The 12,149-nt window shown below is 66.6% G+C and carries 10 protein-coding genes; 6 read left to right on the forward strand and 4 right to left on the reverse strand.

The annotated features are described in order from the left end of the window. Positions 1–7: 7 nt before the first annotated feature. Complete coding sequence (locus tag QKY98_RS02870; RefSeq protein WP_284670307.1) at positions 8–1,264, reverse strand: cyclic di-GMP phosphodiesterase; 1,257 nt, start codon at positions 1,262–1,264, stop codon at positions 8–10. A gap of 106 nt (positions 1,265–1,370) precedes the next feature. On the opposite strand from QKY98_RS02870, the gene yihG reads away from it, so the two are divergent. After that, positions 1,371–2,258 (forward strand): 1-acylglycerol-3-phosphate O-acyltransferase, YihG family, encoded by an 888-nt coding sequence (gene yihG, locus QKY98_RS02875; RefSeq protein WP_027598239.1) that lies wholly within the window; start codon positions 1,371–1,373, stop codon positions 2,256–2,258. Between the two features lie 71 nt (positions 2,259–2,329). Then, a complete protein-coding gene (gene mdtD, locus QKY98_RS02880) occupies positions 2,330–3,763 on the forward strand; it encodes a multidrug transporter subunit MdtD (protein ID WP_007161278.1) in 1,434 nt (477 codons plus the stop codon). An 87-nt stretch (positions 3,764–3,850) separates the two neighbouring features. On the opposite strand, the gene QKY98_RS02885 is transcribed toward mdtD, so the two are convergent. Next, positions 3,851–4,060, reverse strand: coding sequence for a cold-shock protein (locus QKY98_RS02885; RefSeq protein ID WP_007161279.1), 210 nt, complete (start codon positions 4,058–4,060; stop codon positions 3,851–3,853). Positions 4,061–4,468: 408 nt separating this feature from the next. Here QKY98_RS02885 and QKY98_RS02890 point away from each other — a divergent pair, with 408 nt between their 5' ends. After that, positions 4,469–5,161, forward strand: a complete 693-nt coding sequence (locus QKY98_RS02890; protein ID WP_027598238.1) for an HAD family hydrolase — start codon at positions 4,469–4,471, stop codon at positions 5,159–5,161. Between the two features lie 43 nt (positions 5,162–5,204). Here QKY98_RS02890 and QKY98_RS02895 read toward each other — a convergent pair whose 3' ends face one another. Beyond that, entirely contained in the window at positions 5,205–6,419 is a 1,215-nt protein-coding gene (locus QKY98_RS02895; RefSeq protein WP_284670581.1) for an NAD(P)-dependent oxidoreductase, read from the reverse strand. Positions 6,420–6,705: 286 nt separating this feature from the next. Continuing rightward, positions 6,706–8,199, reverse strand: a complete 1,494-nt coding sequence (locus QKY98_RS02900; RefSeq protein WP_027603073.1) for a lipid II flippase MurJ — start codon at positions 8,197–8,199, stop codon at positions 6,706–6,708. 316 nt (positions 8,200–8,515) lie between these two features. Here QKY98_RS02900 and QKY98_RS02905 point away from each other — a divergent pair, with 316 nt between their 5' ends. The 3 genes from QKY98_RS02905 (at position 8,516) to QKY98_RS02915 (ending at position 12,141) form a co-directional block, all read left to right on the forward strand. Beyond that, the gene (locus QKY98_RS02905; RefSeq protein WP_007161283.1) at positions 8,516–8,770 is read left to right on the forward strand and encodes a YebG family protein; all 255 of its coding nucleotides are present in this window, start codon (positions 8,516–8,518) and stop codon (positions 8,768–8,770) included. A 56-nt stretch (positions 8,771–8,826) separates the two neighbouring features. Then, a complete protein-coding gene (locus QKY98_RS02910; RefSeq protein ID WP_284670308.1) occupies positions 8,827–9,780 on the forward strand; it encodes a nucleoside hydrolase in 954 nt (317 codons plus the stop codon). A gap of 150 nt (positions 9,781–9,930) precedes the next feature. Next, positions 9,931–12,141: a M48 family metallopeptidase gene (locus QKY98_RS02915; RefSeq protein ID WP_284670309.1), complete on the forward strand. Its 2,211-nt coding sequence runs from the start codon at positions 9,931–9,933 to the stop codon at positions 12,139–12,141. Positions 12,142–12,149: the final 8 nt, after the last annotated feature.

Consider the following 12,149-nt stretch of genomic DNA (forward strand, 5'->3'; position numbering starts at 1 on the left):
GCCGGCGCTAGGCCTGCTGCCAGAGCCGCTCCAGATTGCGAAAGCCCCACTCCTGCGGATCTTCCCGCCGCACGATGCGTTCGTCGGCGGGCGGCCGGGCGAGATCCAGCAGCCGCTGCGGCAGTGGCGTGCGCGAACGCGCGGAAAAGAACACCCGCACCCGCGGGGTCAGCAGGCTGTCCGGGTGCTGCTCGACCACCACCGCCAGCTGCTCGTTGCTCAGTCGCACCAGGGAGCCGATCGGATAGATGCCCAGCGTCTTGACGAAGGCCTGGAACACCCGGGGATCGAAGTGCCCCTTCCACTCCGCCATGCGCCGGATCGCCTCGGCCGGACTCCAGGCGGTCTTGTAGGGCCGGGTCGAAGAGACGGCGTCATAGACGTCGCAGACCGCGGCGATGCGCGACAGCAGACTGATCTGGGTACCGGCCAGGCCATGGGGATAGCCGCTGCCATCGAATTTCTCGTGATGGTGCAGGCAGACGTCGATGACCTCCGCGGATGCGCCCCACTGCTGCAGCAGGGCGACGCCTTCCTCGGGATGCCGCCGCATCACGGCGAATTCGGCCTCGGTCAGCCTGCCCGGCTTGTTGAGCACCTCGACGGGGGTGCGCATCTTGCCCACGTCGTGCAGCAGACCGGCCTGACCGGCCAGCAGCACCTGCTCAGCCGGCAGGTCCATCTGCCGCGCCACCGCCGTCATCAGGGCGCAGACCGACACCGAATGGATGTAGGTATACTCGTCGACCGTGCGCAGCCGCGTCAGGCTGATCAGTGCCGTGGGGTGCCGCAACACCGACGCCGAGATCTGCTCGACCACGGTCGCCACTTCGCTCAGCTCGATGGCCTGGCCCAGGCGCACGTCCTGGAACAGCCGCGCCACCTCCTGCTTGGCGTGGGCGCTCACCGCCGACGCCTGCGCCATTTCCTGCGGACAACTGATGGCGGCGACCGGTGCGGTGCCCGTCTCCGGGGTCGGAGCGGCAGCGGGGAGCGTCGCGGGGGCAGCGACCGACGCGGCAACGGGCTCAGGGACCGCCACCGGTTCCAGGGCGGGCGAGCATTCGCTCGGGGACCGGCAATCCAGGCCCTTGGCGATATCGATCCACACCGCGGTCACCGCGCTGTCCTGGATCTTCTGCAGGTCGCGTGGCTCCTGCAGCAGGAAGCGCGCCTTCCAGAACGGATGGTCGATCCAGCTGCCTTCGAATTTGTGGATGTACATGCCGAGGCAGACCTCGGCACTGGTAACCTTTTTGAGCATGGCGTTCACTTCGCAGCGGATCGGCAGCAGCCATCCAGAGGCGGATGATCGCAAAATGCTATGTCACGCCAAAGACTATCGCCCCAAGTTCTAGACGAGAGAATCCATGCACCTCCTGACCGGTATCACCGTCTCTGCGCTGCTCCTGTTGAACACCCTGGTCATGATCGGTCCGCTACTGGTATTCGCCCTGATCAAGCTGCTGCCCCTTGTCGCGCTGCGCGACCTCTGCTCCCGGGTGGTCACCGCCATCGCCGAGACCTGGGCCGAGATCAACAAGGCCATCTTCGCCCGCCTCACCCCCACCGTCTGGGACATCCGCGGCACCGAGGCGCTCAGCCGTGACCGCTCCTACCTGGTCATCTGCAATCACCAGTCCTGGGTCGATATCCCCGCGCTCATCGAGACCTTCAACGGCAAGGTGCCCTATTTCAAGTTCTTCCTGAAGAAGGAGCTCATCTGGGTACCCTTCCTGGGGCTCGCCTGGTGGGCGCTGGACTACCCCTTCATGAAGAGATACACCCGCGCCCAGCTGGCCCGCCGCCCGGAACTCAAGGGCGCGGACCTGGCCATCACCCGCCGCGCCTGCGAGAAATTCCGCCGCCAGCCGGTGACCATCGTCAACTACCTGGAAGGCACCCGCTTCACCGCCGCCAAGCATGCGGAGCAGCAGTCGCCCTATCGCCACCTGCTCAAGCCCAAGGCCGGCGGCATGGCCTTCGTCCTCGCCGCCATGGGCGAGCAGCTGGACACCCTGCTGGACGTCACCCTGGTCTATCCCGACGGTCGCGTGCCCGGCTTCTGGGACCTGCTCTGCGGACGAGTCAAACGCGTTATCATCGATATTCGCGCGCGACCTCTGGATCCGGCGCGCTGGGCGGGTGACTACAGCGAAGATGCGGAATTTCGCGCAGGCTTCCAGCAGTGGGTCAGCACGCTCTGGGCAGAGAAGGACCAGCGGATCGAGGCGCTGCTAGATTCCCGCTCGCGCTGAAGGAGCGGGGCACCCTGCCGCCGCCAGACAGTCAGAGAGCGGGTAGTCGGCTGTCTCGACAAGGACCTCCCATGCCCTCCCCGACCCTGGATACCACCACGGCCCGCTGGCTTCCCTGGCTGATCGCCGTGGCCTTCTTCATGCAGTCGCTGGACGCGACCATCGTCAACACCGCCCTGCCGCGCATGGCCGCCGACCTCGGCGAGAATCCGCTGCGCATGCAGGGGGTGGTGATCGCCTACCTGCTCACTGTCGCGCTGCTGATTCCCGCCTCGGGCTGGATTTCCGATCGCTTCGGCAGTCGCCGCGTCTTCTTCACCGCCATCGCCCTCTTCACCTTTGGCTCGCTGCTCTGCGCCCTGGCGCCCAGCCTCAACCTGCTGATCGCCGCCCGGGTCATCCAGGGCCTCGGCGGTTCGCTGATGCTGCCGGTGGGGCGCCTGGTGATCCTGCGCGTCTATCCGCGCAGCGAGCTGGTCCGCATCCTCAGCTTCATCACCATTCCCGGCCTGATCGGCCCTCTGGCCGGCCCGGCCCTGGGTGGCTGGTTGGTGGAAGCCGTGTCCTGGCACTGGATCTTCCTGATCAACCTGCCAGTGGGCATCCTCGGCTGCCTGGCCACCCGCCGCCTGCTGCCGGATCTGCGCAGCCCCCTGCCGCAACGCTTCGACGGCCTGGGCTTCCTGCTCTTCGGCACTTCCATGATCCTCATCAGCATCGCCCTGGAAGGCCTCGGCGAATTGCACCTGCCCCATGTGCGGGTGGTGCTGTTGCTGATGGCCGGCATGGCATGCATGGTGGCCTACTGGCTGCGCGCCCTGCACCACGACCAGCCACTGTTCTCCGCCGAGCTGTTTCGCATCCGCAGCTTCGCGGTGGGCATCTTCGGCAATCTCTTCGCCCGCCTCGGCAGCGGCGCCCTGCCCTTTCTCATCCCGCTGCTGTTCCAGGTGGGCCTCGGCTACTCGCCGACCCAGGCCGGCCTGCTGATGATGCCCCTGGCGCTGTCGGCGATGCTGGCCAAGCCCATCGCCGGTCCGCTGATCGGGCGCCTCGGCTATCGCCGCCTGCTGGTGGGCAACACCCTGCTACTGGGTTGCCTGATCGCCAGCCTCGCCCTGATCGGTCCCTCGACGCCCTTCGTCTGGCTGCTCATCCACCTCGGCATCCTCGGCGCGGTGAATTCCATGCAGTTCACCGCCATGAACACCATTACCCTCATCGACCTGCACGACCAGCAGGCGGCCAGCGGCAACAGCCTGCTGTCGGTGGTGATGCAACTGGCCATGAGCTTTGGCGTGGCCTGTGCGGCCGCCCTGCTGGGCGGTTTCCAGGACGACTATGGCGACACCGAGGTGCTGTCCGCCTTTCGCGCGACCTTTCTCTGCGTCGGCGCGCTCTCGATGCTGGCGGCGGCGATCTTCTTGCAGGCCTCGCGGGAGACCGGGCGCCGGGTCAAGCCGCTGGCGGCCGAACCGGAAAAGAGCGCGCAGAACGTCGAGTGAAGCGGGCTATAGCACCGCTCGACACGCCATAAACGAAAAACCCCGGCCTGGCCGGGGTTTTTCGTGAGCTTCGGGCGACGTCAGGTGTCAGATGACCTGTACGTGCTCTGCCTGCATGCCCTTCTGGCCTTGCACGACTTCGAAGCTGACCTTCTGGCCTTCAGCCAGGGTCTTGAAACCTTTGCCTTCGATTGCGCGGAAGTGAACGAACACGTCCGGACCGCTCTCGGGAGTAATGAAGCCGTAGCCTTTGGTTTCGTTGAACCATTTGACGGTGCCGTTCTGACGATTCGACATGACGGGTGTTGCTCCTTGGAATAACGGGTTTGTTATGACAGGTGCTGGCGCGGCAGCGCGTTGCATAGACCAGGCACCCGGTACTGAGTTGCAAGGAGTAACAAGAATCGAGCAGCAAGGGGTGGACGGAAAGCCTACCGCCTCAGGTCACGATCGACGGCGACCCAAGCAAACACAGTTCTCGAACTCTACGCCATATTTTTCTGGAAAGCGATTACCCTCCGGAGACCGAAATCGTTTTTGACAAGAGGTAATTTGTCGCGCCATGCAAGGTACTGTGGAGCCGGTTTTCGACCACTCGGACAGCGGCGCAAACCCTCGCCAGTCCTGCTTCCGCGCTTCTTTCCCGCCGTTTCGAATGGCCCGGGCCCACGGCCCGACCATGAAATCCCCCTGCAAGGAATACCGATGAACGTCACCCCTGTGGAACTGCTGATCAGCGATTGCGATGGCGTGCTGGTCGACAGCGAAATCCTCGCCGAACGCGTCGTCCTCGACGGCCTGGCCGCCCATGCACCGCGCGCCGAACTCGAAGCCCTGCTGCACGGGACCTTTGGCCTGACCACCCGGGACATCTTCGCCCTGGTCGAGCAGCGCTTCGGCATCACCCTGCCGCCCGCGCTGTTCAGCGACCTGCGCACCCAGGCGGAAACGCTGATCTCCACCAGCGTGGAAGCCATTCCCGGGGTGAAGCGTGCCCTGGAGAGCATCGACCTGCCACTGGCGGTCGCCTCCAACAGCCTCAGGCACAGCGTCGAATCCTCGGTCCGCCGGGCCGATCTGGTCGAGCGGGTGGCGGGCCATATCTTCAGTGCCGATATGGTGGCCCAGCCCAAGCCGGCACCCGATGTCTACCTCCTGGCCGCCAGGACGATGGGCGTCGCGCCGGAGCGCTGCCTGGTGATCGAGGACAGCGCCACCGGCGTGCGCGCGGCGCTGGCGGCCGGCATGCGCGTCATCGGCTTTACCGGCGCCAGCCACATTCCGCCCAGCCATGGCGAGACCCTGAGCGCGCTGGGCGTGACCGCGCTGATCGCGCACATGGACGAACTCCCCGCGACCGTCGCCCGCCTCCGCGCCGCCGCCAGCGGCGGGCAATAGAAAAGGGGCCCTCAGGGCCCCTTCGCGTTCCGCCTCGGCGAAATCAGGACAGGACCGCACCCACCGCCTTGGGCAGCGCGACCGGTGCCAGGTCGGCGCTGGCGTTCCAGGCCGACTCGCTCAGCTGGGTTTCCAGCAGCTGGCGATGGATCGCCTCGCGATGCTGTTGCAGGACGATGTCCAGGGCGCGGCTGGGGGTCAGTTCGACGTCGTCGAAGGTGACGATCTGACCCGGCTCCAGGGCGCGCTTGAGCACGCTGTGCTTGAGCAGGCCGATCGGCAGGTGATCCGGGCACTCAGCGATCTTGACCGCTTCGCCGCGCACGCTGTAGCCACCGATGCCGCGCTCGATGACGTCGCCGGCCGCCATGGGCTTCTTCATGATGGCGGCCACGCTCAGGGTCGGTGTGGTGGAGTTGTTGAGCAGGATCTTGCCGCCGGCGATGACGCGTCTCAGGGTCTTGCCGACCTCCAGGGAGCACAGGTGGAAGGGGCGCACCAGCACGTAGTACGGGCCCTTGCCCAGCTTGAAGTACTCGATGGCACCGGCCTGGTCTTCGTCATGGCGACCGACCACGAAGACGCCACCGGCGGAGTAGCCGCTGGGGATCACGTAGTCGACGATGGGCTGGCCCAGTTGCTCGGCCATCTGCGCGAGGACGTTGGCGCTGTCCTGCAGGTTGGTCGAATTCAGGCCTTCCAGCCCCTGGCGGGTGATGGTGGCGCCATAGTTGTTGCCCACCACCACCTGCTCGATCTGCACCTTGGTGCCGTCGGTGAAGGAGGTGGTCTGGTCGACGCTGGTGCCCTGGCGCGCGGACCAGTAGGCCATGTCTTCCGGCGTCGGGTTGTGGTTCAGATAGCCCTTCATGTTGCCGTAGACCAGCGGCTTGAAGCCCATCTGCACGGCCTCTTCGTGCAGCGCCGCCAGCGAACCCGGCTGATCGCCCTCGGCCTCGGTCAGGAAACCCTTGCCGGCCAGGTAGGAACCGGTCGTCACCTGCAGTTCGGCATTGATGGTGACCACCTTGATGCCGGCTTCGAAGGCGCGCTCGATGATCTCGGTGCCGTGGTAGGGGTCGCCGCTGCACTCCACCAGCAGGTCGCAATGATCGATGAGATCCGCCACCGACTGGGTGAGCGCCTCGGTCAGCGGATAGTCGGTGACCGTGGCGATGGGCCGGCGGGTCAGGACGCGGGTCACGGTCATGTCGTCATAGTGACGGCTGATGAGCCGGGCCAGGCAGCGCGAGATCATGCCGGTACCGACGATGCCGATACGGGTGACAGGGGATTGGGAGGACATAGGATCGATTCCTTTCAAAGAGAATGTCGGTAGCGAGCAAAGCCACCATGCGAAGTGCCGACCCCAACTACATGTCCGATCTCTTGCAAATGGAAAAAAGCTTCCATCAGAAATTCTTTGACTGGGATCAATCTTTCCGTGCGACTCGAAGCCAAATCAAAAATTCATGACTTCGTAACAGATAGCGACCAATGGCTGCAGATCGTTACCTTTTTCCTTGCCGTCCAGCGACGGCCGTTCAACTCGTCGGTTCAGCGCGCCCCGTGCCCGAGTCACCGCGCGCCCAATAGCCGCGGCGGAACAGGTCACGTTCGCCCAGGACCAGCAACAGCACCAGGAAGCCCAGCATGGCCACGCTGACGCTGACGATCAGCTCCAGCAGGCCGACCGGCTTGGGCAACAGGAAACTCAGCAGGGCCACTGCGCTGCCCGCGCTGAACCAGCGCAGCAGCAGCGACAGGTGCAGGCCGGCCAGGGAGTGGCGATAGAGCGCCAGCGCCATGAACACCGCCTGCAGGAAGGCTCCGGTGGTAAAGGAGTAGGCCAGTCCCTGGGCACCGAATGGCCGATAGACAACAGCGTCCAGGGCCACGGTGATGAAGGAGCTGGCCAGGGTGGCGTAGAGGAAGGTCCGGGCGCGTTGCTGCGACAGCAGGGCACGCCCCCACAGCAGGGCCAGCCCCATCCAGGGCAGGCCCAGGGCATAGGCCACCACCAGGGTGGCGGTCGCCGCGCTCTGCTCGGCGCCAAAAGCCCCGCGCTCCAGCAGCACCTTGACCACCGGCTCGGAGTAGCTGAACAGCACCACGGCCGCCGGCACCAGGAACAGCAGGGTCCCGAGCAGCGCCTTGCGCATCAGCGCGCTGTACTTGTCGGCATTGCCCTCGTTCCAGCTGCGGGTCAGCTCGGGAAAGATCATCGCCAGGATGGACAGCGCATAGAGCGTCAGCGGAATGGTCACGATGCGGTAGGAGAAGGACAGCATGGTGATGTTGCCCTCCGCCAGCAGCGAGGCGAAGAAACGCTCCGCCAGCATGCAACCCTGCTGGGCGCCGGCGGCGAGCAGCACGGGAGCGAAGGTCACGGCGAAGGGACTGCCTTCGGGCTTCTCGAAGGCCACCGAGCGCTCGCCGAGATAGCCCAGGCGGCGGTGCTGGATGACGATCAGCAGCACCTGGGGCAGCAGCATGCCGGTGAACAGCGCGATACCGCTCGGCTGCAGGATGACGATGGCCAGGATGGCGCCCAGATTGAGCATCAGGGTGCGGGTCATCGGCAGAATGAAGATGCGATCGAGGTTGAGCAGCGCGCCCTGGCAATAGAGGACGGCCTGCACGCAGATCAGCAGGGTACCGACGGCGAAGACCAGCTTGCCGGTCTCGACCTGCTCGTCGCTCCAGCCCGGCGCCAGGGCATGCATCAGCCAGGGGCTGGCGAGGACGCCGATCACCGACAACAGCAGGCCGAACAGGCCGATGCGCCAGTACAGCCAGCGACCGACCTGCTCGTACTGGGCGTTGCAGCGGTCGCGGATGCGTTGCAGATAGGGAATCATGGCATCGCGCAGGGCGAGGCCGAAGAAGCTCTCGAAGAACACCGGCAGGATGAGCGCGACAAAGATCAGGTCGGCTTCCCAGCTCACGCCGAATTGGCGGGCGATCAGCAGGTCGCGCAGGAACCCCAGCAGAAAGCTGGCGACCGTGATGGCCAGGATGATGAGGGTCGAACTCACGCCCGCACCTCGATCGACCCAGACGGGCCAAGCGCGGCAATAAGCGGACGGATAAAGATGGCAGGCATTGGCGGTCTCGTTCCGTGAGCCGGAGGTGATCCGGATAAAGGCGGGCAGTGATGCCCGTTTGGTCCAGACTCAGAGACCAGCTTCCGCGCTTAAGTTTCCCGAGGCAAATCTGGAGACACGCAGAAATGTCGAACGATTGGCAAATTGCCATGAGTGACCGAAGGCTGACCGCCGAGCGGTAGTCCTTGCAATCCCGCGGCAAGCCAACTACTGTATATATAACCAGATACAGAATACGAGGTGACGCATGGCCGTCGAAGTGTTGTATCGCAGCAGCCGAGATCCGGAGCGCCTGTTCATGGATAAAGCCGAAGCCGATCGTCACGACAAGATGTTGGAGCTGGCCGAGTCGCTCGCCAGCGTATTGGACAAGGCCGTACCCGGTCTTGCCGAGAAGCAGTGCGAAGACCTGGGGCTGTTCATGGCCCGCAATCGCGAGGTCTTCGCCCGGGCGTTTCGCAACCAGCCGGATGCGCTGGGCGAGTTGGACCTGCCCAGCTAGCAAGGGGCGCTGCCCCTCGGGTAGCCTAGGAAGAGATCTGAGCCGGAGAAAGCCTCTTGTCCCTTCCCATCATCTTCGATACCGATCCTGGCGTGGACGACGCCCAGGCCATCGCCCTGCTGTTTGCCGATCCCGCCTTCGAGGTGATTGGGCTGACCACCACCTTCGGCAATGTGCCGGTCACCACGGCGACCCGCAACGCCCTGCTGCTCACCGAGCTGGCCGGCCGGGACACGCCCGTCGCGGCAGGGGTGGCCGAGCCCCTGGTCAAGCCGGCCGGCAACCACGCCCTGCACGTGCATGGCCAGGATGGCCTGGGCAACCAGCAGCTGCCCGCGCCGAGCCAGACACCCCACGCCCTGGATGCGGCGCGCTTCATCGTCGAGCAGACCCGCCTGCGACCGGGCGAGATCACCCTGGTGGCGGTCGGGCCGCTGGGCAACCTGGCCCTCGCCCTGGCGCTGGACCCCACGGTCGCCGAGCGCGTCCGCGAAGTGGTGGTGATGGGCGGCGCCATCGTCGAGCCGGGCAACGTCACGCCGGTGGCCGAAGCCAACATCTTTTCCGACCCCCATGCCGCGGCGCGGGTCTTCGCCGCTCCCTGGCCACTGACCCTGGTCGGCCTCGATGCCACCCACTGCGCCGTGCTCGATCCGCCCCGCCTGCAGCGCATCGCGGCGCGCCAGGGCGCCCTCGGCGAGGTGCTCGCCCGCAGCTATGACTTCTATGCGGACTTCTACCGCAGCGTGAAGGACATCGACGGCTGCCATCCCCACGACAGCTGCGCCCTCGCCTATCTGCGCCGCCCCGAGCTGTTCCACACCGCTCGCGGTCATCTCAGCGTCGGCACCGAAGGCCTGGCGGAAGGCCAGACCTTTTTCGCCCCCGAGGGGCGCGCCTATCTGGACGGGCGCTGGTCCGGCAATCCGCCGGTCACGGTCTGCCTGGGCATGGATGGCGCCGCCATGGTGGCCTGGATGGAAGAGGTCCTGACCGCAGCGGAGCGGTAATCGGTCACGAATCCGCGAGAACGGCGTGCCAGAGCGGCCCGGGACCGCTCAACTGAGAGCCATGCACGCAACGCGATTGCAGCAGTGAGGTAGAAAGCCGCTCTGGATTTCTACCTACCGCCCGGCGGACGACTGCGCAAAGGATTGCCCATGGCTCGCTACGATCTCCTGCTCAGCGGCAGCTGCCGCGACGATGTTTCCCCCGACACCCTGAGGATCAGCCTGCTCTATCAGCTCAAGCTGGCACCGGAGCAGGTGGAGCGCCTGCTGCCCCCGGCCAGGGGTGTCCTCAAGCGGGACCTCGCCAGCGCGCAAGCCCACGAATGGGTCGAGCGGCTGCGGGATACGGGACTGGATGTCCATCTGGTCGAGCGCCAGGACTCCACCCCCGTCGCCCAGGACCTCGATCTGCAGGCGCGCCTGGCCGCGTTGCAGGCAGCGGGCCTGCCGCGCCCGGCCTTCTCCCTGGGTGAGCGCCTGGAACTGCTGGCGGCCGTGCTCCTCGGCCTGACGCTCAGCCTGCTCTATCTGCTGCCGGGCCTGGTCGGATTGCTGCTGGCGATCTGTGCCCTGGCGGCCTTCATCACCCTGCTGCACCAGGATATCGTCATCGCCTGTGGCCTGGCCCTGCCGCTGGCCGGCCTGGGCGCCTGGCTGGCCCTGGGCTTTCTGGCACCGCGCCCGGGCCGAGGCACAGAAGCCGCCGCCGAACGGCCGCTGACGCCAGCCCAGGAGCCGGCGCTGCACTCGCTGATCGCAGCGCTCTGCCAGGCCATGGGGGTCTGCCCGCCTCGGCGCCTGCTGCTGACAGCGGAGGTCGACAACCGCTTCGCGGTCAGGACCCGGACGCTGCGCCTGGGTCTGCCGCTGATGACGGCCCTCACCCGCGATCAGTACCTGGCCAGCCTCGCCCATGTGCTGGGGCACCAGGTGAGCGGTCTGGATCGTCTGGGGGGCGCCCTGCTCAATGCCTGCCTCGCGCAACTGGAACGCCTCGGCCAGGCGGCGTCCCGAGGGCTCCTCGCCCGCGTCGCCCGTGGCTGGGCCCGCCTGCTCCTTGCCAGCGGCCAGCGCCTCACCCGCCCCGCCAGCCAGCGCCGGGAAGCCCGCGCCGATCATTACCAGGTCCTGCTGGGCGGCAGCGCGGCCTTTCGCACAACGGCGCGCCAGACGCGCCTGGCCCAGCAGGCCTGGCGTGAAGCCAGACGGCGCAGCCTGACGGCACCCGCGGCCCAGGGCCTGGTCGGCAATCTGCTGGAGTTGCACGCGGCCCTGCTGGCTCGCCAGACGCTCTCCCCCACGCCGACCTCCGCCAGCAGCCGCTACTGGGGTCGTCATCCGGCGGATCGGCAGCGGATCGCCTGGGCCGAGCGGCATCCGCTCCCCGGACTGCTGGACGACCGGCGCCCTGCCAGTGCCCTGCTGGAGCAGCCCGATGCGCATGGCCGCGCCCTGACCCTGCTGGTCCATCGCCTGGCCGGCCGCCAGCCCGAGGCGGAGCCAGCGGCTACGGTGGCCACGCTGGTTCCGGAACCGGTCCAGGACAGTGACACGGACCTGCAGCGCTGGAGTGGCCATGCCTGGCCCGATTGCCCCTGGCTACCCCTGCACCTGCCGCTGGAGCGGACCACCCGCGCCCTCGAGGCAGACACTGTCCGCGAACGCATCCTGCTGCTGGCAGCCGGCACCGCGGACGCCTGGCAGGAAGCGGAAAAGCAAAGCCAGCGGCGCTGCCTGCTGGCCTTCTACGAAGAGCTGCACAGTCATGGACTGGCCCACGTCGTTCACGGCGAAGGGGCGTTCAACCAGGAGCACCTGCAGGAGTATCGGGCCATCGATACCTGGCAGACCGCCGCGCGCCAGCAGTTGCTGGCCGTGGCGCCGCTCTATCGGCAGCGCATCGAACGGGCCCTGGCCCAGCGTCTGCCCGGCCAGGAGCAGGCTGCCGAGCTCTATCGGCTGCTGCTCAACCTGGCCGAGCGCTATCCGGACGTGGAGCGCCTGCGCGAGGCGCGCCTGCTGGTGAAGGAATACCGCACCCTGCAGCGGCGACCGCAGGGCCCCAGTCAGATCAATGCCCTGTGCGAATTCGCCAAGCAGGATTATCGACGCCGGGTCGCGGACTGGCTGGCCTGCGACCTGCCCCTGCCTCCCGCCATCGCCACGGTCAGCCTGGGCGACTACCTGCAGCGTCACTGCCCCCGGCTCGATCTCGCCGAGGATTCCCTCTCCGCGGTCTATCGCCACAGCGCGGAGCTGCTGCCTGCGCTCAACACCCTGCACCAGCGTCTCTGGCTGCTCCTCGCCCGCGCCTGCCTGGCCGCCGAAGCCGATCAGGCGTCGCTGCAACAAAGCGCCTGAGCCTGACT

The organism is Pseudomonas sp. HR1 (genome assembly GCF_030175875.1).
Classification (GTDB): Bacteria; Pseudomonadota; Gammaproteobacteria; order Pseudomonadales; family Pseudomonadaceae; genus Chryseomonas; species Chryseomonas oryzihabitans.